The organism is Clostridiales bacterium (assembly GCA_015243575.1).
In the GTDB taxonomy this organism is placed as follows: Bacteria; Bacillota; Clostridia; order Peptostreptococcales; family Anaerovoracaceae; genus Anoxybacterium; species Anoxybacterium hadale.
Window position 1 is genome coordinate 889,246 of sequence record CP042469.1, and the last position, 21,991, is coordinate 911,236.

Sequence of the window (21,991 nt, forward strand, 5' to 3'; positions counted from 1 at the left end):
TCTTTCTTTATTTAATATATCATAAAAACACCAATTTTAACAAGCAAAGCAAGGAGAAACTTGTATGATCAAGAGCATGACCGGCTTCGGCAGAAGCGAATATACGGACGGAAAACGGAACATAATTGTAGAAATCAAGTCAGTGAATCATCGGTACAGTGATATCAGCTTTAAGATGCCGAGACGTTATTCCTTTGCAGAGGACAAGCTGAAAAGTGCTGTAAAAGACATTGCAAGACGAGGAAAAATAGATGTATCCATCATGGTGGAGAATATCACCGAGGATGATACCAACGTCAGATTAAATACAATGGTTGCCAAGCAGTATTATGACAACTTGAGAGAATTGCAAAAGAGCTTTGACTTATGCGGTGACATTACGCTGCAGTTTCTGTCAACACTCCCGGATGTTATGAAGGCAATTCCGGACGTTGAAGATGAAGAAGCGATTTTCAAAAGCTTGGAAATTCCGGTATTGGAAGCTGCAAAGAAGCTGGATGCTATGAGAACTCTTGAAGGGGCAAAGCTTGCAGAAGATATTATTAAGAGGGGAGATTACATCCGAAGCTATGTTAAAGAAATTGAAACCAGATCGCCTGAAGTAACAAGATGCTATTCGGATAAGCTGAAGGAAAGAATTAAAGAACTGTTAGGAAATAATGTTACAGTTCCTGAAGATCGTATCCTTGTAGAAGCGGCAATATTTGCTGATAAATGCAGCATTACGGAAGAGCTTGTAAGACTTGACAGCCATATCCTGCAGCTCAACAGCATTATTTCAAAGAGCAATCAGCCCGACGGCAAAAAATTGGATTTTCTGGTGCAGGAGATGAACCGCGAAGCCAATACCATTGGTTCCAAGGCGAATGATATCGAAATTACAAGTAAGGTGCTGGAGATCAAGAGTGAGATCGAAAAGATCAGAGAGCAAGTTCAGAATATAGAGTAAACAGGTGCCAATAAAATCAATTCATCACTTCAGCGTATTTGGCTGCGATTTTATTGATGAAACAGAAATTTTGTATTGTAATAATCGACATTTTATTGTATCATAATCTTTACACTTAGCAGTTTTATCGCTTTATTGTTTATGATTCAATAGTTCCTTCCTTGCAGAAATACTGCATTTTGACGGTGGGAGCTATTCTATTCTATAAAATTGCAGGATAGATAAAAGTTTGTGAGGAATGATTATGAGAAAAGGCTTACTGTTCGTCGTTTCTGGTCCGTCGGGAGCGGGGAAGGGTACGATATGTAAAAAACTAATAGACAAAATGGATATTGAACTCTCTGTATCCATGACCACTAGAAAACCAAGACCTGGTGAGGTCGATACCAAGAACTATTACTTCGTTTCAGAGGAAGCGTTCGTTGAAACGATTCAAGTAGAAGGATTTCTGGAATACGCTAAAGTTTACGGCAATTACTACGGTACTCCAAAGGAGATCGTGCTAAAGAAGCTGGAAGAAGGCAAGGATGTGGTCCTTGAAATAGATATTCAGGGAGCGCTGAAAATTAGGGAATCCTATCCGAAAGGCGTGTTTATCTTTATCCTGCCGCCATCGATGTCGGAATTGCGCAAACGAATCACCGGCCGAGGGTCCGAATCTGAGGATGATATTAATCTTCGTCTCGGAGAAACTTTGAAAGAAGTATCCTATATTGATAAGTATGACTATTGTGTTGTAAACGGTGACATCAACGAAGCGGTAAATCGAGTAGCAGCAATCGTCAAAGCAGAGCATTCCAGAGTCTCGGAAGATATTTATGATTTAATAGAAAAATATAAGGAGGAGATTTAAATGTTATATCCATCCATCAACCTGATTAGGGAGAAGGCTGACAGCAGATATACCTTGGTAATCCTGGCGGCGAAAAGAGCCAGAGACATCATCGACGGAAAACCGAAGCTTACAGAGGTTGATATCGAAAAGCCGGTTTCCATTGCAGCGAACGAAATCTCAGAAGACTTAATTACCTATCGAAGGGAAAGCAACGCGCAATAGTAAGTTTGCAGGGCTTTATGAATAGAGGAAGAGCAGGATAACTGCTCTTTTTTTTCTATTAGGAAACGATAGGGTTCTCCAGCGGAAGTGGCAAAGTCACTTTTTTTATTTTAGTACTTTACAAATTTAGCACGGTAAAGTATAATAGCAACATAAGCTGTTCGATACGAACGAGGAGGAGAGAAAAATGTTTAAAAAAGTTAGTATATTACTTGTACTGGTACTTATCATGAGCATCTTTGCAGTTGGCTGCGGAGGCGGAGCCTCTACGGAAGAACCTGCTGCCGGTGCGGATACAGATACATCGTTAACAGACCTTCAGGCAAAAGGCGAATTTGTAGTCGGAATCGATGATCAGTTTCCGCCCATGGGTTTTGTCGGTGAAGACGGTGAAATCACTGGATTTGATGTTGAACTTGCAAAATTAGTTGCTGAAAAACTTGGTGTAAAAGCAACACCACAGCCGATCGACTGGTCTGCAAAGGAAATGGAACTGAACAGCGGCAAGATTGATGTAATTTGGAATGGTTATACAATCACTGCTGATAGAATTAAGCAGGTCGAATTTACAAAGCCCTATCTGAACAACGAACAGGTTCTTGTTGTTGCACAGGACTCCCCTTATCAGAAAAAGTCTGATCTTGAAGGTAAGGTTGTAGGTGCTCAGGTTGAAAGTGCTGGCCTGGATGCACTGAATGCTGATGCTGAATTGTCAGCTTCTGTTGCTGAAATTCCTGAATATGATGATTATATGTCAGCGCTTCTGGATCTTGGATCTTCCAGACTGGATGCACTCGCTATTGATAAAATATTGATTGGTTATACCATGTCACAAGATCCTGGGAAATATAGAATACTTGACGAAAGTCTTGCAGACGAGTATTATGGAATAGGTTGTGCAAAGGGAGCGGTTGCTCTTAGAGAAGCAATCGATAAAGCTCTAGACGAATTATATGAAGACGGAAGCATAGAAGAGTTATCAACAAAATGGTTTGGCGAGAACATTGTTATCCGCGACGTTGATCAGCTTAGCGCTGACGACTTTAAATAAGCGTGCTCCTTAGATTAAATAAAGGAATAGAGCTTCTGCTTCGGCAGGGGCTTTGTTCTTTCTTGGAGAAACGCTGATTCCCTTTGGGCGCACTTTGGAACTTTAAAACTGAAATAATAAATCGTTATTATAGCTGAATGTAAGATTGGAAAGGTGGTTCAATCATTGGATTTATGGAATATCAGCCTGTTTATTTTGGAGGGAGCGAAAATCTCTGTCAAAATTTACGCAGTCACATTGCTTTTTTCCATTCCACTTGGGATGCTGTGCGCAATTGGGAAACTTACTCCGTTGAAACCGTTGCAATGGCTGCTGGAATTGTACACTTGGATTTTCAGAGGAACCCCGCTGTTGCTGCAGCTGTTTTTTTCTTATTATGGACTTCAGATTCTTACCGGAATTGAGCTGAGCAAGGAGATGGCGGCATACATAACATTTGTTCTGAACTATGCAGCCTACTTTACAGAAATCTTCCGTGCAGGGATTCAGTCCATCGACAAAGGACAATACGAAGCTGCTAAGGCACTGGGTATGAGCTATCGTCAGACAATGAAACGGATTGTCATCCCCCAGGCAGTTAAGGTGATTTTGCCGCCTACAGGAAATGAAGCGGTTACCTTGATCAAAGACACTGCGCTTGTATCTGCCATTGCTCTTGCCGATATTCTGAGAAATGCGAAATCGGTGGTCTCGAGAACTGCCAGTGTGGAAGGATATTTTATCGCGGCCATATTGTATCTGATCATGACCTTTGTCATTATCAATATCTTTAAATATATTGAAAAGCGCTTTGCTTATTACAATTAGGAGGAAAGTATGGAAGCAATTATTAAAGTGGAAAATTTGCATAAATACTTTCATTCCCTGCATGTGTTGAAAGGGATCAATCTGGAGGTAAGCAAAGGGGAAATTGTGTCGGTAATTGGCCCTTCCGGTTCGGGAAAAAGTACTCTGCTCAGATGTTTAAATCATCTGGAGGTTGCAGATAAAGGAAGCATAAGTTTTGAAGGACAGTTTATCGCCAAGGCGGATGCATCCGGCAAGGCGGTATATAAGAACAATCGCGAAGTGCTTGCCATCTGCAGCAATTTGGGAATGGTCTTTCAGAATTTCAATCTTTTTCCCCATATGTCGGTCTTGGAAAATATTATAGAAGCTCCTATTATGGTGAAAGGGAAGGCCAAAGCGGAGGCTGTCAGGAAAGCAGAAGAGCTGCTTGATAAAGTAGGGCTGCTGGAAAAAAAGGATGCTTATCCAAATCAACTTTCAGGAGGACAAAAGCAGCGGGTTGCTATTGCAAGGGCGCTGGCGATGGAGCCGGAAATCATGCTCTTTGACGAACCGACTTCGGCGCTGGATCCTGAGCTGATCGGAGAGGTTCTTCAGGTTATAAAAAAACTAGCGGATGAAAAGATGACCATGATCATCGTAACCCATGAAATGAATTTTGCGCGGGAAATATCGGATCGTATCATCTTTATGGATGACGGACAAGTGGTTGTGGATGGATCTCCTGATGCAATCTTTGTAAATCCGGATCATCCTAGAATCAAGACGTTCTTAAATAAAGTGCTTTAATTGAGAATTTATGGTCTAAAATAAGGTGCTCTGTTGAAATTGAAAAATAGATTCTATTTAGGAATTAAAAAGAATCCCGTGGGTTGATATTGGCTGACCGCTTGTATCAGACATGGGATTTTTTAATGATAAACAGCAGAAATATCTGGTATAATAATTTGTGAGTGAAGTGAGGTGCAAGATGAAAAACATTTATGAAAGAACACAAATGCTCCTTGGGGCAGATATGCTGAGAAAGATACAATCGAAAAAAGTAATCGTATTTGGTATGGGCGGTGTAGGCAGCTATGCTGCAGAGGCGTTGATTCGTGCCGGAATTCGCAATATAACCATGGTTGACGATGATATCGTGGAGCCTTCTGATCTGAATCGGATGGTTGCTGCACTTCGTAGTACGATTGGAAGAAAAAAGATCGATGTTATGGAAGAACGGCTCTGGGATATCAATCCAGATGTCACTGTGACAAAACTCGATCAGCGGCTGGATGCGTCCAGTCTCGCAGGTTTTCCACTTGAAGACTATGATTATATTATTGATGCGATAGACGAACTGCCGGAAAAAATACTTCTGATCCAAGCTGCGGTAAAAGCACGGACTTCTCTGATCTCGGTTATGAATACCGGAAATCGCTTTGATCCTGTCAAGCTAAGGATCGGTGATATTCGAAAAGCTTCCGTATGTACCATGGCGAAAAACATAAGAAAGGAACTTGCCGGGCTTGGAATTAAACAGCAAAAGGTGCTCTTTTCCATAGAAGAACCACACAGGGAGGAAATTAATGAGGATGAGCCTGGAGTGTCCTCCAGTATCTCCTTCGTTCCTTCGGCTGCGGGAATCCTGGTCGCTGCAGAAGCGGTAAAGGATTTGATCTTCACTGTGCCCGGAGACAAGCTGCTTTTCGGAATCAAAAAGCCTGCAGAAAGATTCAGAGTGGAATAGGATTCGAGAAAATTACGGCTTTCATCGAAATTAAAGCGATGCCCGATGAAAATATATATTTAATATAAAAAAATAGAATTTCTTGCAACATTTTAAAGAAAATTGCCCCCTTATTATATATACAAAGAAAACTGAGAATGATTTTCAGCCGATCATGCTTAAGAAAAAGCATCGCCGGTGCAAGAGGGAGGGAGCGAAATGAACGCGAATGAACTATGCAAGGAATACTATATTCCAGTTATTACAAGGAAGGAAGTCTCAAAAGTATCTGTTGGTGAAATTATATATATTGAGACCCAGCTTCGGGTTGTGTATATTTATACGGCCCCCCGGATATACAGGTTTTATGGAAAATTGGACGAAGTGGTAAAATATTTGAATGGTGACTTTTATCGCTGCCACAAAAGCTGCGTTGTTAATCTCAACAAAATCTTGAGAATGGAAGACGGTGTTGTTTACTTCAAAGGTGGATTAACCTTACGGGTCGGACAGAATAACTTTCGACATACGCGCAGTTTTTATAGCAAGTTTCTGATCGATCATATGAAATAATCCGTTCGAAAAGATAAAATCGGTACTTAAAAAACAATAAAGTAGGAAAACTTTGATGAAATAACGTCTTAACAACAGTATTTCGATAAGTTTTCCTTGATTTTCAAATAATAATAGTGTATAGTATTCGAGGATATGTCTCCAAAAGGGACAATTCACAATGATTATTTCAAATTCACACACCGCACTACTTAAAAATGGGTGCCTGAAAAAAGGCCATTGAAAAGGAAGGTACGGTGGAGGGAAAAAACCAGGAGGTAAAAAATTATGGCTGTTATTTCAATGAAACAGTTGCTGGAAGCCGGTGTGCATTTCGGACATCAGACAAGAAGATGGAACCCTAAAATGGCTCCTTATATCTTCACAGAAAGAAACGGAATCTACATCATCGACCTTCAGAAGACAGTAAAGAAAATTGATGAAGCGTATACTTTCATGAAGGAAGTTGCATCTACAGGCAGACCCGTTCTGTTTGTCGGAACGAAAAAGCAGGCTCAGGCTGCAATTGCAGACGAAGCAAAGAGATGCGGAATGTACTTTGTAAACGAGAGATGGCTCGGCGGAATGCTGACCAACTACAAGACAATTTCCAGCAGAATCAAAAGACTGAACGACATCAGAAACATGGAGACTGACGGAACCTTTGAAGCACTGACAAAAAAGGAAGTTATCAAGCTGAAGGCTGAACTGGAAAAGCTTGAAAAGTTCCTGGGTGGAATTAAAGATATGAAGGGTATGCCGGCGGCAATCTTCGTAGTTGATCCCAAGAAAGAAAGAATTGCTATCAAAGAAGCTAGAATTTTAGGCATTCCGATCATTGGTATCGTAGATACAAACTGTGATCCGGACGATGTTGATTATATCATCCCTGCTAACGACGATGCAATCAGAGCAGTTAAGCTGATTGCCGGAAGAATGGCTGATGCGATCATTGAATCCAACCAGGGCGAAAGCTTTGCTGAAGCGGAAGAAGCTGCTCCTGCAGCGGAAGTTTCCGAAGAAGCTGCGGAATAATTCAGATCAAATCACAGCATGATAATTATATAAATCGTTAGGAGGATGAAGGATAATGGAAGTAACCGCAAGTTTAGTAAAAGAACTGCGCGAAAGAACAGGCGCAGGTATGATGGACTGCAAAAAAGTACTTGTTGAAACAAGTGGAGATATGGATAAGGCCATCGAGCTGCTGAGAGAAAAGGGTCTGGCAAAGGCTGCTAAAAAAGCTGGAAGAGTTGCATCTGAAGGATTGGTAAAGCTTGCTTTTGCAGCAGATGGCAAGACAGCTGCTGCCATTGAAGTTAATTCAGAGACTGACTTCGTTGCAAAGAATGAAGAGTTTGTTGAATTCGTAAACGTATTAGCAGACAAGGTTCTGGAAGGTGATTCTGATAGTGTTGAATCCTTCCTCACACTTTCATATGGCGATGAGGGCAGTGTTCAGGATGCTTTAAATGCAAAGATCGCTAAGATCGGCGAAAATCTGAATATCAGAAGATTTCAGAAATTCGCGGCTCCCGGTGTTGTTTACGTAGGATATACTCATGGTAATGGAAAAATCGGCGTTGTAGTAGGATTTGAAACAGAAGCATCCGTTGATGAAATCCATGCAATGGGAAGAGACGTGGCCATGCAGGTTGCATCCATGAATCCGAAGTTTATCGATGAATCCGCAGTTGACCCAGAGTATCTGGAGAGCGAGAAGAAAATCCTCATACAGCAAGCACTGAATGAAGGAAAGCCGGCTGATATCGTCGAGAAGATGGTAACCGGAAGATTGAAGAAAGAACTAAAAGAAACCTGCCTTGTTGAGCAGAAGTTCGTTAAGGACGGAGAACTCAGCGTTAAGCAGTATATTGACAACTCAGCAAAAGCCATTGGCAAGACGGTGAAAGTTGTTGAAATGGTTCGTTACGAAGTAGGCGAAGGAATCGAAAAGAAGGAAGAAAATTTTGCCGAAGAAGTAGCAAAACAGATGAACAACTAATCAAAATATGGTATAATAAAAGGACACTAAATTCTAGTGTCCTTTAAAATGATCAAACATAAAAGAATGCGCGAGAAAATATTGCAAGAAATGCGCAGGAAAAATATTGCAATGCAAGGCGCGGTGATTGAGTTTGAGCAAAGCGTACCTAGATGTACGAGTGCGAAAACAAAAGAACCGGCAACGCAGCAGTGCGGAATTTTAACAAGCATGAAAGGACACGGTAATGGAGCCAAAGTATAAACGGATTGTATTAAAAATCAGCGGAGAAGCGCTGGCGGGTGAAACAAAATTCGGCCTGAATGAAGACATGCTAAGCATGGTTGCAAAACAGGTAAAGGCGCTTGTTGAATTGGGAGTTCAGGTAGCTGTCGTCGTCGGAGGAGGAAACTTCTGGCGTGGAAGAACCAGTAAAAGTATGGATCGTGCAACTGCGGACTATATGGGTATGCTTGCCACAGTCATTAATTCTCTGGCACTGCAGGATGCCTTTGAAGCAAATGGCATACCCACCAGAGTTCAAACCGCAATCGAAATGAAAGAGGTTGCCGAGCCGTATATCAGAAGACGCGCTATGGCGCACCTTTCTAAAAATGTGGTGGTTATATTTGCAGCTGGAACAGGAAATCCGTTCTTTTCCACAGATACGACTGCAGCACTTCGGGCTGCGGAAATTGAAGCCGATATTATCCTGCTGGCAAAGAAGGTTGATGCGGTTTATTCCGATGATCCGGAAACAAATCCGGATGCGGTTCGATATGATGCGCTTACCCATAAAGAGGTTCTTGAAAAAGGACTTGGTGTTATGGATTCCACTGCAGCATCTCTTTGCATGGACAATAACATACCGATTCACGTATTTGGTCTATCTGAACCAAATAACGTAATCAAGGCCATATACGGTGAGAAAATTGGCACGATAATATCATAACAACAGCACCCAGGGATCAGGCTTATCCAATGGACACGTCCCTAAGTAAAAAATAAAAATAAATTCGGAGGATGAAATTATGAGTGTTGATGTACAAAAAAATCTTGACGACAAAATGAAGAAGAGTATATCAGTATTAAAAGAAGAATTAAATACCGTCAGAGCGGGCAGAGCAAATCCGGCACTTTTGGACAAGATCGTTGTGGAATATTACGGGAGTCCCTCGCCTCTGAAAAACCTTTCAAATATATCCGTACCGGATCCAAGAACTTTGATGATCTCTCCATTTGATCCAAAGTGCATTCACGATATTGAGAAAGCGATCAATGTCGCAAATCTGGGAATCAATCCATCCAATGACGGTAAGGTGATCCGACTTGTGATACCGCCTGTTACAGAAGAAAGAAGAAAAGACCTCATTAAAGTGGTAAAGAAATACGGTGAAGATTCCAAGGTCGCCATCAGAAACGAAAGACGCGATGCGAACGACGAACTGAAGAAACAGGAAAAAGCCGGTGAAATTACCGAGGATGATTTGAAGAAGTCTCTGGATGAAGTTCAGAAAAAGATTGACAAATGCATTAAAGACATCGATCAGATCGTTGTAGATAAAGAAAAGGAAATCATGGAGGTCTAGCCATTGAATGAATTTCCTGACGTTTTAGGTATGGAGCTTCATGATGCAGCGGCCCTTCTGGAGTCAGAAGGGCTAGCTTTTATTATTGCGGAGACAAAACCGCCTAGGAAAGAATTGGACAGCGGAGAATTCCGTGTGATTCGAATCAAGCTTCCTGACAGAGGTGAGAGCCTGCTTAAGGAACAGCAAAACATAATTTTGACGGTGTGCAGGATATGATTGATTTAAATAGAATGCCAGCGCATGTTGCTGTTATTATGGATGGTAACGGTCGTTGGGCTCAGGGAAAAAATCTGCCGCGTATGGCAGGACATAATGCGGGAATGCTTGCTTTAAAGGAAATAGTCAAAGCTTCATCTTCACTGGGGCTAAAACATTTGACTGTTTATGCGTTTTCTACAGAAAACTGGAAGCGGTCCGTGGAGGAGGTCAGCGGAATCTTCAAGCTGATCATTATTTACATCGAAAAAGAACTCAGAGAGTTGCATGAAAACAATGTGAGAGTAAATATTTTGGGAGATTATGAGCAGCTGCCTAAAGATGCGGTAAAAAGCCTGGAGCGATCATTGGAAACGACGAGGAACAATTCTGGCTTGCAGTTTAACATCGCATTGAATTATGGGGGAAGAGATGAAATTCTCAGATCTGTAAAGAAATTGGCTGCACAAATCGAAAATGGAACCTTAAAAGCAGAAGAAATCACCGAAGATAAGATTTCGGAAAACCTGTATACCGCCGGTATACCTGATCCGGACATCATATTAAGAACAAGCGGTGAAATAAGATTGAGTAACTATCTTTTATGGCAATGCGCTTACAGCGAATTCGTATTTACAGATGTACTGTGGCCAGATTTTAACCGTAATGAGTTTGAGAAGGCCATAGAAATCTATCAGAGCCGCAAGAGACGGTTCGGGGGCAGGTGAAATACTCAATGAAAACGCGAATTTTATCGGCAGTGATCATGCTGCCGCTATTGACACTAGTGGTCTTTGGGGGAAGACCGCTGCTGATTGCCTGTTTTATTATTGGGGTAATGGGGGTCAGAGAATTCTATCAGGGTTTTGAGAAAATCAACATCAAACCCTCTTATCGAGTAGCAAATCTCAGTATATTAGGTCTATATGCCGTCAATTTATTTGCTCCGGATGAAATCCATTACTATATGTTTTGGCTTTTTGCGGTGGTTATATTGAGCCTGATTTATCTGTTCAATATTGAGAACCGGGAACTGAATGATGCAATGGCGACTTTGACAGGCATCTTTTACGTGGTATTTTTGTCCTTCCACGTCACGTTGGTGGACCAAACCGGTGAATATGGTATTCTGGTCTGGTTGATCTTTATTACCGCTTTTGGTACGGATTCCATGGCTTACTTTGCAGGCTATGCTTTTGGCAGACACAAGCTTGCTCCCAAAATCAGCCCGAAAAAAACCATAGAGGGCTCCGTTGGAGGGATCGTTGGCAGTGTTTTGTTCTGCGGAATATTCGGATACTTTGTCATACCGCAGCTATTCATTCATTGTATTATCATCGGTATTCTGGGTGGTATCATTTCTCAACTAGGAGATCTTACTGCATCTATATTCAAGAGAAAAATGGGTATTAAAGACTTTGGGAACCTGATTCCCGGTCACGGCGGTATACTGGATCGCTTTGACAGCGTGCTCTTCACGGCACCTATGGTTTATTATTATATCGTACTGGTTATATCACAATCCGTACTTTAATTTAAATAATCATTCGTTTTGGGGAGCGGGATAAAAGCAGTGCAGATACATAACCCAAATCTTTGGAGGAATTTATGAAAAAAATAGCCATTCTGGGGTCCACCGGATCCGTTGGAACTCAGACTTTGGATTTTATAGAGAGTAATCCGGACAGGTTTACAGTGACTGTCCTTTCCTGTGGAGCCAACGTAGAACTGCTAAGAGAACAAATCAGAAAGCACCAGCCGCAGCTTGCTGTTGTGTCCTTCGAAGATGACGCAATGGATTTGGGAAGAGAATTTCCCGGGACAGAGTTTTTGTATGGTATGGAAGGTCTGATTGCTGCTGCCTCAAAAAGTGACAGCGATACGGTTGTAAATTCTCTCAGCGGTATGATGGGGCTGCTGCCTACGTATTGTGCGATTGAGGCAGGCAAAGATATTGCTTTTGCTAATAAGGAAACCTTGGTAGCCGGTGGCGAAGTGATTATGGATGCTGTTAAGAAAAACAATGTACAGCTTCTGCCGGTGGACAGCGAACATAGTGCGATCTTTCAAGCATTACAGGGGAATGATGCCAAAGCATTAAATCGGATTATACTGACTGCTTCAGGTGGTCCATTTCGTGGATATCAGTTAGAGCAGCTTGAAAAAGTGACGCTGGCCCAGGCACTAAAACATCCGAAATGGAGTATGGGAAGCAAAATTACCATCGATTCGGCAACCCTGATGAACAAGGGGCTAGAAGTAATTGAGGCCAGATGGCTTTTTAATGTTCCTGTAGACATGATTGAAGTTGTGGTTCACCCACAGAGCATCATTCATTCCATGGTGGAATACTGTGATCATTCTATCATTGCTCAGCTTGGTGTTCCAGATATGAGAATTCCTGTCAGCTATGCGCTGACTTATCCTGAGCGGATCAAAAATGAGTATCAGGGAATAAATTTCTTAGAAACGGGCGAACTTAATTTTGAAAAGCCGGATATGGAAACCTTTCGATGCCTATCCCTTGCCTACGAAGCAATTCGCGCAGGTGGAAGCTATCCAGTGGTTTTAAATGCGGCAAATGAAGTATTGGTACAATGGTTCCTTGAGGGCCGTATCAGATTTTTGGACATACAAAAGACGATTGAGAGGGTATTGGAAGAACACAAACCGGTATATCATCCCGGTTTAGAGGATATATTGGATATTGATCAGAAAATCAGGGGGGATTTAAAATTATGATGATCATATATGCGTTGTTAATTTTTTGTCTGTTAATTTTCATTCACGAGCTGGGACATTTCTTATCGGCAAAAGCGGTGGGGATACGGGTTAATGAATTTGCACTAGGCATGGGACCGCTTCTGTTCCATTTTAAAAAAGGGGATACGGAATATTCGCTGAGGGCACTTCCTATTGGCGGTTATTGTAAGATGGAGGGCGAGGATGAAGAATCCAATGATTCTGCCGCCTTTAACAACAAATCCTTTCTGGCGAAAGCGCTGGTAGTGGTAGCTGGGTCTGTGATGAACCTGCTTCTTGCCATTGTGATTATTTCGATGGTTTTCTTATCAGTAGGAATGCCCACCAATATTATCAAGGATTTATCACCTGATCTTCCGGCAGCCCAAGCAGGACTGCTGCCCGGCGACAGGATTGTACAAATAGAAAATACGAAGATCAAAGAATGGGAGGATATCACCAACACCATCGGAAAGAGTACCGCTGATACTCTCCGCGTCATTATAGAAAGAGACGGATCGATGCAGACATTTTCCGTTGGGGTCGTCAAATCTGATGAAGGCAGAAGAATGATTGGAATTGGACCCGAGTATACGAAAAACCCGGGTAAGGCGTTGATATTCGGAGCTTCCAGCACGGTAGAAATGGGAGTCAAAATGGTAGAGGTCATCGGCCAGCTCTTTACGGGTGAGGTCTCAACCAAGTCATTGACTGGTCCTGTGGGGATCGTTTATATGGTGGGGGATTCTGCAAAACTCGGAATGCTTTATCTTGCACAGCTTACAGCACTCATCAGTCTGAATCTTGCCATCGTCAATATGCTTCCGTTCCCTGCACTCGATGGAGGAAGACTCCTATTTATGGTAATCAGACTCTTTACCGGTAAAGCGGTAACGGATGAAACCGAAGGAAGAATTCACTTTATAGGACTGATCCTATTGTTTGGCTTGATGATTTATATTACCTATCAGGACATAGGAAGGTTTTTCTTATGAGCAGACAGATTAACTGCGGGGGCATCCTCATCGGAGGAGGCGCTCCCGTTTCCATTCAGTCCATGACAAATACGGATACTAGAAATATCACAGCCACTGTAGAACAGATTCAAAAACTTGTCAGTGCAGGCTGTGATATCGTGCGTTGTGCCATCCCTGATATGGAAGCGGCAGAAGCGTTCGGTGAAATTAAAAAAAAAGTAGGGATACCCCTCGTAGCAGATATCCATTTTGACTATCGTCTGGCTTTGGAAGCAATCAAAAATGGAGCGGATAAGGTAAGAATCAACCCGGGCAATATTGGCAGCAGAGACAGGGTTAAGGCTGTTGTTGATGCAGCCAAGGAACGTGAGATTCCCATTCGGATCGGAGTAAATTCCGGTTCCCTTGAAAAAGACATTCTGGAACAATACGGCGGAGTTACAGCAGAAGGACTTGCTGAAAGTGCACTCAGGAATGCAGTCTTGGTTGAAGAAATGGGATTTTCCGATCTCATCTTGTCCTTGAAAGCCTCGGATGTCAGGCTGAACTACGCAGCGCATAAAATCATCCATGAGAAAACAGACTATCCCCTTCATATCGGAATCACCGAAGCAGGAACGCTGGAAAGCGGAAAGGCAAAATCCGCTTTAGGCATCGGTGCATTGCTGCTGGATGGAATCGGAGACACCGTCCGGGTTTCCCTAACGGGTGATCCGGTAAATGAGGTACTCTTTGCTATAGAAATATTGAAGGCACTGGATTTGAGAAGCAGTTCCATAAGGTTTGTATCCTGCCCGACCTGCGGACGATGCGGAGTCGATTTGGCGAAGATCACGTCGGATGTCGAAACGGCACTGAAGCCCATTGAAGATAAAATGAAAGAGAAGCAAATCCCATCCTTTACCGTTGCAGTAATGGGCTGCGAAGTGAATGGGCCAGGAGAGGCTCGAGAAGCGGATTTTGGAGTTGCGTGCGGCAAAGGCAAGGGACTGATTTTTAAGGACGGAAACATCATAAAAACTGTGCCAGAGGAAGATATTGCAAAAGAATTAATCCTGTATATAGAAGAAGAAAAAATATTGGTTTAGGATAAAATAAATTCAGTGTTTCCGAAGAAAGGGGGTATGGGAATGATTCCGGGACTTGAAATGTCACAGCCGTTGATCTGGGTCATGATCGCGGTGATTTTTGCTGTCATTGAAGGCTTAACCATGGGACTGACGACAATTTGGTTTACAGTGGGAGGCGTTGCAGCTTGTATCATCGCGTTGATTGGAGGACCCTTAATCCTTCAGGTGGCAGTTTTTCTGATTGTATCCGTCATCCTGCTTTACTTTACAAGGCCTCTTGCAGAAAAGCGGCTGAAGGTCGGTCATGAAAAAAACAACATTGAACAATTGATCGGAAAGACAGCGCTCGTGATGGAGACCATAAAACCGTATCATCCAGGACAGGCAAGACTGAACGGTCTCGTATGGACAGCGGTGACCGAGCAGGAAAGCGAAATTCTGGAGAAAAATGAGCTGGCAATCGTTGTTCGGGTTGAAGGCGTAAAACTTGTTGTTGAGAAAGTGAAAGGAGAAGAAAAATGAATATTGTTCCTGTTTTAACCATTTTTCTGTTGATCGCTATTGCTATCTTTCTTGTAGTGACCAATATCAGGATTGTGCCTCAGGCAAGAGCCTATGTGGTGGAGAGACTGGGAGCTTATCACGTCACCTGGCAGGTGGGACTGCATATAAAAATTCCGCTCATTGATAAAATCTCTCGAAAGGTTTCATTAAAGGAGCATGTCATAGACTTTCCCCCTCAGCCAGTAATCACAAAAGATAATGTTACCATGGAAATTGATACGGTGATCTATTTTCAGATCACTGATCCAAAGCTTTACGCATATGGCGTAGAAAATCCTATGTCAGCTATTGAAAATCTGACGGCTACGACGCTGAGAAACATCATTGGTGATCTGGAGCTGGATGAATCATTAACAAGCAGAGAGCATATCAATACCAAGATCCGCCTTGTGCTTGATGAAGCCACCGACCCATGGGGCATTAAGATTAACCGGGTTGAAGTTAAAAATATTGTTCCGCCAAGAGATATTCAGCAGGCCATGGAAAAGCAGATGAGAGCGGAAAGAGAACGGCGAGAAGCTATCCTGAGGGCTGAGGGAGAAAAAACGTCGGCCATATTAATTGCTGAGGGAAATAAACAATCTCAGATTTTAAATGCACAGGCAAATAAGGAAGCAACGATTCTTTCGGCAGAAGCAAAGAAAGAAGCGCAAATCAGAGAAGCTGAGGGTCATGCTCAGGCAATTTTGCTGGTGCAGCAGGCAACTGCAGACGGAATTAAGATGCTTGTGGAATCCAGCCCCACTCAGCCTGTAATTGCGCTGAAGAGTCTGGAGGCCTTTGGTAAGGCTGCGGACGGAAAAGCAACAAAGATCATTATTCCGTCGGAAATACAGGGCCTTGCGGGTCTTGCGTCCTCTCTGACAGAACTCATAAAAGAGGATTCTAAGGAACGCTGATTGAATGAAAGGTGCAAAGAAGGTCGAGAAAATTTCTCGATTGGCAAGAAAAAAATAGAACGAGGCATTTACGGAGGCTATCATTGAAATCGTTAATAGAAAACACAATCAACTGGAATAAAATCGGCAAGCATCCCAAAGAAAGCTATATCTTTTCCATTGGAAAGGCAGTTGTTTCGAAAGAAACGGCTGTCCTTTCTCTGGATATACAGCTTAATTTTGTAATACCATTTTCGGATGCTGAGCGTATCAGTGATCTGGTAAGAAGTCAGATTCCGGGATTGAACGGTGTGAAGCTCAATTTCATCTATGAGAATGTGATTCTGAGCGAACAGGAGATCCTCAAGCATTACATTGAGCATATGATCCATGAAATCAATGGCAGCTATGCCGCCATCACAAAGACGATCTTTCCAAAGGAGTTCCAGATTGAAGGGGGACAGCTCACGATTATGGCGCTTGGTGCAGTGGCTGTAAGTGAACTCAACGACAAGGTTGCCCATCATTTTGAGCAGTACCTCAAGCGGGATTTTGGAATCGTAACGAGTGTGGTGTTTGAAAATCACAAGGACAATTATAAGGAAACCGCAAAGGAACGTGCTTTGCAGGCTGAAAAGGAGCTGGAAGAAGCCACAAAAGCCCTGAAACAGGCTGCCGCATCAGGCGGTTCCGGCGGCTCTGGCGGAAACGGAGCAGGCGGTGCTTTCGGTGGGAAATCACCCGGAAGCAATGGCGGAAACGGCGGCGGCTTTAACAAGGGCGGGGAGAAATGGAAACGGAGAGAAAAGGAAGAACCCATGGTGGGAAACCGCATTCTGGGAAAGAATATCAATGAATCGCCAGTCCCCATGTCCAGTATTACCGTGGACAGCGGACAGGTCACCATTGAGGGGATGCTATTTCGTAAAGAGTCCAGAACCATAAAGAATAATAAGAAACTGGTTACCCTTCTGGTCACTGACAAAGTCACCTCCATGTGTGTTAAGCTCTTTTGCTCTGAGGAAAAATGGACGGAAATTGATGAGAATCTGAAATCTGGAGATTACGTCAAGATTCGCGGCAATGCAGAGTTTGACACCTTTGAGAATATTCTGGTCGTCATGGGGAAGGATATTGAAAAAACCGAAAAAGAAGGGCGGAAGGATCACAGCGAAAAGAAGCGTGTAGAGCTTCATGCTCACACGAAGATGAGTGCCATGGACGGCCTGAATGAGATCGGCGGAATGATCAAAACAGCCGCCAAGTGGGGTCAGAAGGCAATCGCCATCACGGATCACGGAGTGGTACAAGCGTTCCCAGATGCGGCAAAGACCGTGAAATACGGGAAACTGGATATCAAACTGATCTTCGGCCTTGAGGGTTATCTCTATGATGACTCCAATGATGCAGACGGAACCATTGACTATAAGTCTAAAAATACATACCATATCATATTGCTCGCTCAAACCCAGGAGGGATTGAAAAATCTTTACAAGCTGGTTTCGATCTCTCATCTGGAATATTTCTATAAGAGACCCAGAATTCCCAAGTCTGTACTAACGGCCCACAGAGAGGGCTTGATCATTGGATCAGCATGCGAAGCGGGTGAGGTTTACCGGAGCATCCTGCATAAAAAATCAGAGGAAGAGATTGTTCGAATCGCAGAGTACTATGATTATCTTGAAATCCAGCCTCTTGTGAATAATCAGTTTCTCATTGATAACGGCACCGTTCCCGATCGAGAGGCGCTGAAGGATATCAACCGAAAGATCATTGATCTTGGTAGGAAGCTGGGAAAGACCGTAGCAGCTACCTGCGACGCACATTATTCCAATCCCGAAGAAGCTCTTTACAGAAAGATCCTAATGGCAGGGCAGGGATTTAAAGACATCGAAGGTGATAAAGGACTCCATATGAGGACCACACAGGAGATGCTGGAAGAATTTGATTATCTGGGTGAGGAAACTGCTAGAGAGGTTGTAATTGAAGCAACCAACAGGATCGCGGATATGGTGGAAAAAGTAGTGCCTGTTCCCAGTGGGAAATTCCCGCCGAAGATTGACGGAGCAGAAGATCGCCTCAGAACGCGGTGCATGGAAACCGCGTGGGGAATCTACGGGAATCCGCTGCCGGAGCTGGTCCAAAAACGTCTGGATCGAGAACTGGATTCTATCATCAATAACGGTTACGCCGTCATGTACGTCTCAGCGGAGATGCTGGTACAGAAATCTCTTTCCGACGGATATCTGGTAGGCTCCCGAGGCTCGGTAGGCTCCTCTTTCGCAGCTACCATGGGCGGAATCACCGAGGTAAATCCGCTGGCACCCCACTACATATGCCCCAATTCGGAATGCAAAAACTCAGAGTTTATTACCGATGGAAGCTATGACTGCGGTATTGACATGCCGGATAAAAACTGTCCGAAATGTGGTACCCTGTATAAAAAGGACGGTTTCAGTATTCCATTCGAAGTGTTTCTTGGCTTTGAAGGGGATAAGGAACCCGATATCGACTTGAATTTTGCGGGAGAATATCAGCCCGTTGCCCATAAATATGTGGAAGATATCTTTGGGAGAGAAAACGTATTCCGTGCAGGAACCATCGGCACCGTCGCATCAAAAACTGCGTATGGATTTGTCATGAAGTACTTTGAAGAACGTCAGCAGCCGGTGAACAAATGGGAAGCAGACCGATTGACGGAATGCTGCACCGGCGTGCGAAGAACCACAGGTCAGCATCCTGGAGGAATTATCATCGTTCCCAGGGGCCACGAAATCTTTGAATTCTGCCCCGTTCAGCATCCGGCAAACGACATGACAACGGATATCATAACAACGCATTTTGACTATCATTCGATCGATGAAAACCTGCTGAAGCTTGATATCCTCGGCCACGACGTACCGTCCATGATCCGGCAGCTTCAGGATATGACGGGTGTGGATCCGCTTTTGGTGCCATTGAAGGACCCGAAGGTAGACAGCTTGTTCAATGGAATTGAAGGTCTTGACATTAAGGACCCTGACTATAAATTTACCCATGGGAGTTATGGTATCCCAGAATTCGGTACGAAGTTTGTTAGACAGATGCTGGATGATACAAAGCCTTCTATGTTTGCTGATCTGGTTCGTATTTCCGGCTTTTCACACGGAACCGATGTATGGATTAACAATGCGCAGGAGTTTATCAAGAGCGGTCTTGCCACCATGAAGGATGCGATTTCCACCCGAGACGACATCATGAACTATCTGATTTTGAAAGGTCTGCCGAACAAAACGGCATTCAAGATCATGGAAAACGTCAGAAAAGGAAAGGGCATCACCCAGGAAGAAGCGGATCTGATGGCAGAGAACAACGTTCCGGAATGGTATATTGAATCCTGTCGAAGGATCAAATACATGTTCCCTAAGGCCCATGCGGTGGCCTACGTTATGATGTCCTATCGAATCGCTTATTATAAGGTCTACCATCCGGTAGAATTTTACTGCGTCCTCTTTACAACGAAGGTGAGTGAATTTGACGCTGATACCATACTGAAAGGCGCCAGAGCCATCATGAATAAGATCGAGCTCATCGAGGCAAAAGGAAAAAATGCTACAAAAAAGGAAGAAGATGAGGTCACCGTTCTGGAAATCGCATACGAGATGTATTCCAGAGGCTACGAATTTTCACCGGCGGAAATTGGTAAATCTCATGCAACACGCTTCCTTGTGGTGGATGGAAAAGCGCTGCTGCCCTTTGTAGCACTCTCTGGAGTGGGAGAAAGTGCAGCCAAGTCCATCGTCGCGGAATATGAAAAGAAGCCGTTCATTTCCGTAGATGACATGCGAAACAGGGCAAAAGTAAACAAAACCGCCATCGAAGCATTGACCAATCACGGGGTTCTTTCTGACATTCCGGAATCGGATCAGCTTTGCCTTTTTTAATCAGCAATATCTGCTGAATTCAGGTGAATTTGATTACTTTTTTCTAGAAAAGGCTTGCAATACCAAGGTTTTTGTGCTATTGTAAAAAAGTAGTAGAAAACTTGACTTGTAAATGCAAAAGAGTGGGCAATCCCACTCTTTCACTTTTGTGAAGAGAAAGAAAGACAAATTACGCGTTAAGGCGTCAAATTCAGGGGAGAACGGAGCAGTCCGTTCAAAGGAGTTACAATGGCAAAAAACAAGATTAAAGAACTGATAACGGAAGAATTGTCAGAGTTTCTAAAAACGAACGGATACGAACTGTACAACGTCGAATTCGTAAAAGAAGGCAAGGACTGGTTCCTAAGGGTCTATATTGACCGGGCAGAGAATTCGGACGAAGGCATCGGAACGGATGACTGCGAGAAGGTAAGCAGATATCTCAGTGAGAAGCTGGATTCCCTGGATCCAATTGAGCAAAATTATTACCTGGAGGTCTCCTCACCGGGGATGGATCGGGCACTGATTAAAGACAGCGATTATGTCCGCTATGCGGGCCGTTTTGTGGATATTACCCTATATCAGGGTTTCAATGGTAAAAAGACGTTCTTTGGTAAGCTGGAAGGCTTGCAGGACGGGAACTTGGTTATTCTGGATGAAAAAGAAGCCAGAATTGAAATTCCAATGGAAAAAGTGGCAAAGACAAAGCTTGCTGTATTGTTTTAAGGAGGATAGTTGAGTCATAATGAACAGAGAATTTATTAAGGCAGTTGAGGAATTAGAAAAGGAAAAAGAAATCTCCAAAGACCTTTTGATTGAAGCCATCGAATCTGCCCTTGTGTCTGCATACAAGAAAAACTACGGAACCTCTCAGAATGTCAGAGTAAATATTGACAGAGACACCGGTGATATTGATGTCTTTATGAGAAAGGATATCGTAGAGGTGGTGGGAGATCCCTTCGTAGAGGTTTCCATCGAGGAAGCCCGGGAGATCGATCCCAAATACGAGGTTGGTGATGTAATTGAAAAGCAGGTCACTCCCAGGGACTTTGGAAGAATTGCCGCTCAAACCGCGAAACAGGTTGTAGTACAACGAATCAGAGAAGCGGAACGCGGCTTAATTTATGACGACTATTCCAACCGGCAATCAGAGATTGTGAACGGAATTATTCAGAGAGTAAGCAATGATACTGTGTTTATCAATATGGGAAAAACAGAAGGAATTCTGGCTGCCACAGAGCAGGTTCCCGGAGAGAAATATTTGATCAACAGCAGAATCAAGGTTTACATCATGGATGTAAAGAAGACCACAAAAGGGCCACAGGTCTATCTTTCCAGATCCCATCCGGGACTTGTAAAGAGACTGTTTGAACTTGAGGTTCCTGAAATACAAGATGGAATTGTTGAAATAAAGAGCATATCAAGAGAAGCTGGTTCCAGAACCAAGATGGCGGTCTATACGGCAGATGAAAATGTAGATCCTGTAGGTGCTTGTGTTGGTTCAAGAGGAACCAGAGTTCAGACCATTGTGGATGAACTCTTTGGTGAGAAAATAGATATTATCAATTGGAGTGAAAATCCGGAAAAACTCATCAGCAGTGCGCTGAGCCCGGCTAAAGTTGAGAAGGTAATTGTCAACGAAGAAGGAAAATCAGCCACCGTTATCGTACCGGATTATCAATTATCTCTAGCCATCGGCAAGGAAGGGCAGAATGTAAGATTGGCTGCCAAACTGTGCGGGTGGAAAATTGATATTAAAAGCCATACTCAATTCTTCCCCGATGAAAGCGAGTTTGACGACAATGCCGATTTGGAGAGTTTTGAGACTGAAGATGGTTATGAGGAATGGGAAGAAACCGGAGAAGATCTGATTCTGGAAGATGACGATTACGAAATCGTTGAAGTGGAATAAGTCTTAATCATAGCCAAAGCCCGGGTAAAATAAACTTGTCTGAAGTAGCAGGCAGAGATACAGATAGAT

General features: G+C 43.2%; 24 protein-coding genes. All 24 read left to right on the forward strand.

Annotated elements, in window-relative coordinates:
* The first annotated feature begins 64 nt into the window (after positions 1–64).
* Positions 65–949, forward strand: coding sequence for a YicC family protein (locus FRZ06_03875; protein QOX62541.1), 885 nt, complete (start codon positions 65–67; stop codon positions 947–949).
* A 244-nt stretch (positions 950–1,193) separates the two neighbouring features.
* The gene (locus FRZ06_03880) at positions 1,194–1,802 is read left to right on the forward strand and encodes a guanylate kinase (GenBank protein QOX62542.1); all 609 of its coding nucleotides are present in this window, start codon (positions 1,194–1,196) and stop codon (positions 1,800–1,802) included.
* A complete protein-coding gene (locus FRZ06_03885; protein QOX62543.1) occupies positions 1,803–2,006 on the forward strand; it encodes a DNA-directed RNA polymerase subunit omega in 204 nt (67 codons plus the stop codon).
* 187 nt (positions 2,007–2,193) lie between these two features.
* Positions 2,194–3,057 (forward strand): amino acid ABC transporter substrate-binding protein, encoded by an 864-nt coding sequence (locus tag FRZ06_03890; GenBank protein ID QOX62544.1) that lies wholly within the window; start codon positions 2,194–2,196, stop codon positions 3,055–3,057.
* A 165-nt stretch (positions 3,058–3,222) separates the two neighbouring features.
* A complete protein-coding gene (locus FRZ06_03895; GenBank protein QOX62545.1) occupies positions 3,223–3,864 on the forward strand; it encodes an amino acid ABC transporter permease in 642 nt (213 codons plus the stop codon).
* A gap of 9 nt (positions 3,865–3,873) precedes the next feature.
* Positions 3,874–4,635 (forward strand): amino acid ABC transporter ATP-binding protein, encoded by a 762-nt coding sequence (locus FRZ06_03900; GenBank protein ID QOX62546.1) that lies wholly within the window; start codon positions 3,874–3,876, stop codon positions 4,633–4,635.
* A 181-nt stretch (positions 4,636–4,816) separates the two neighbouring features.
* Entirely contained in the window at positions 4,817–5,575 is a 759-nt protein-coding gene (locus tag FRZ06_03905) for a tRNA threonylcarbamoyladenosine dehydratase (GenBank protein ID QOX62547.1), read from the forward strand.
* Between the two features lie 198 nt (positions 5,576–5,773).
* The gene (locus tag FRZ06_03910) at positions 5,774–6,127 is read left to right on the forward strand and encodes a LytTR family transcriptional regulator (protein ID QOX62548.1); all 354 of its coding nucleotides are present in this window, start codon (positions 5,774–5,776) and stop codon (positions 6,125–6,127) included.
* A 267-nt stretch (positions 6,128–6,394) separates the two neighbouring features.
* Positions 6,395–7,141, forward strand: a complete 747-nt coding sequence (gene rpsB, locus FRZ06_03915; protein ID QOX62549.1) for a 30S ribosomal protein S2 — start codon at positions 6,395–6,397, stop codon at positions 7,139–7,141.
* A gap of 55 nt (positions 7,142–7,196) precedes the next feature.
* Positions 7,197–8,111: an elongation factor Ts gene (locus FRZ06_03920; GenBank protein ID QOX62550.1), complete on the forward strand. Its 915-nt coding sequence runs from the start codon at positions 7,197–7,199 to the stop codon at positions 8,109–8,111.
* Positions 8,112–8,159: 48 nt separating this feature from the next.
* Positions 8,160–8,354: a hypothetical protein gene (locus FRZ06_03925; GenBank protein QOX62551.1), complete on the forward strand. Its 195-nt coding sequence runs from the start codon at positions 8,160–8,162 to the stop codon at positions 8,352–8,354.
* A complete protein-coding gene (locus FRZ06_03930) occupies positions 8,338–9,042 on the forward strand; it encodes a UMP kinase (protein QOX62552.1) in 705 nt (234 codons plus the stop codon). The genes FRZ06_03925 and FRZ06_03930 overlap by 17 nt, the downstream gene beginning before the upstream one ends.
* 79 nt (positions 9,043–9,121) lie before the next feature.
* Positions 9,122–9,679 (forward strand): ribosome recycling factor, encoded by a 558-nt coding sequence (locus FRZ06_03935; protein QOX62553.1) that lies wholly within the window; start codon positions 9,122–9,124, stop codon positions 9,677–9,679.
* Positions 9,680–9,682: 3 nt separating this feature from the next.
* Positions 9,683–9,898 (forward strand): hypothetical protein, encoded by a 216-nt coding sequence (locus tag FRZ06_03940; GenBank protein QOX62554.1) that lies wholly within the window; start codon positions 9,683–9,685, stop codon positions 9,896–9,898.
* On the forward strand, positions 9,895–10,605 hold the full coding sequence (locus FRZ06_03945) for an isoprenyl transferase (protein QOX62555.1): 711 nt from the start codon (positions 9,895–9,897) through the stop codon (positions 10,603–10,605). The genes FRZ06_03940 and FRZ06_03945 overlap by 4 nt, the downstream gene beginning before the upstream one ends.
* 8 nt (positions 10,606–10,613) lie before the next feature.
* Positions 10,614–11,411 (forward strand): phosphatidate cytidylyltransferase, encoded by a 798-nt coding sequence (locus tag FRZ06_03950; protein QOX62556.1) that lies wholly within the window; start codon positions 10,614–10,616, stop codon positions 11,409–11,411.
* 74 nt (positions 11,412–11,485) lie between these two features.
* A complete protein-coding gene (locus FRZ06_03955) occupies positions 11,486–12,619 on the forward strand; it encodes a 1-deoxy-D-xylulose-5-phosphate reductoisomerase (protein QOX62557.1) in 1,134 nt (377 codons plus the stop codon).
* Positions 12,616–13,614, forward strand: coding sequence for an RIP metalloprotease RseP (rseP, locus tag FRZ06_03960; GenBank protein QOX62558.1), 999 nt, complete (start codon positions 12,616–12,618; stop codon positions 13,612–13,614). The genes FRZ06_03955 and rseP overlap by 4 nt, the downstream gene beginning before the upstream one ends.
* Positions 13,611–14,684 (forward strand): flavodoxin-dependent (E)-4-hydroxy-3-methylbut-2-enyl-diphosphate synthase, encoded by a 1,074-nt coding sequence (gene ispG / locus FRZ06_03965; GenBank protein ID QOX62559.1) that lies wholly within the window; start codon positions 13,611–13,613, stop codon positions 14,682–14,684. The genes rseP and ispG overlap by 4 nt, the downstream gene beginning before the upstream one ends.
* A gap of 15 nt (positions 14,685–14,699) precedes the next feature.
* Positions 14,700–15,188 carry an NfeD family protein gene (locus tag FRZ06_03970; protein QOX62560.1) on the forward strand — a complete coding sequence of 163 codons (489 nt, stop codon included), beginning with the start codon at positions 14,700–14,702 and terminating at the stop codon, positions 15,186–15,188.
* On the forward strand, positions 15,185–16,129 hold the full coding sequence (locus tag FRZ06_03975; protein QOX62561.1) for an SPFH/Band 7/PHB domain protein: 945 nt from the start codon (positions 15,185–15,187) through the stop codon (positions 16,127–16,129). The genes FRZ06_03970 and FRZ06_03975 overlap by 4 nt, the downstream gene beginning before the upstream one ends.
* Before the next feature lie 83 nt (positions 16,130–16,212).
* A complete protein-coding gene (locus FRZ06_03980) occupies positions 16,213–20,031 on the forward strand; it encodes a PolC-type DNA polymerase III (protein QOX62562.1) in 3,819 nt (1,272 codons plus the stop codon).
* A gap of 228 nt (positions 20,032–20,259) precedes the next feature.
* Positions 20,260–20,736 carry a ribosome maturation factor RimP gene (locus FRZ06_03985; protein QOX62563.1) on the forward strand — a complete coding sequence of 159 codons (477 nt, stop codon included), beginning with the start codon at positions 20,260–20,262 and terminating at the stop codon, positions 20,734–20,736.
* Between the two features lie 19 nt (positions 20,737–20,755).
* The gene (gene nusA / locus FRZ06_03990; GenBank protein QOX62564.1) at positions 20,756–21,922 is read left to right on the forward strand and encodes a transcription termination/antitermination protein NusA; all 1,167 of its coding nucleotides are present in this window, start codon (positions 20,756–20,758) and stop codon (positions 21,920–21,922) included.
* Positions 21,923–21,991: the final 69 nt, after the last annotated feature.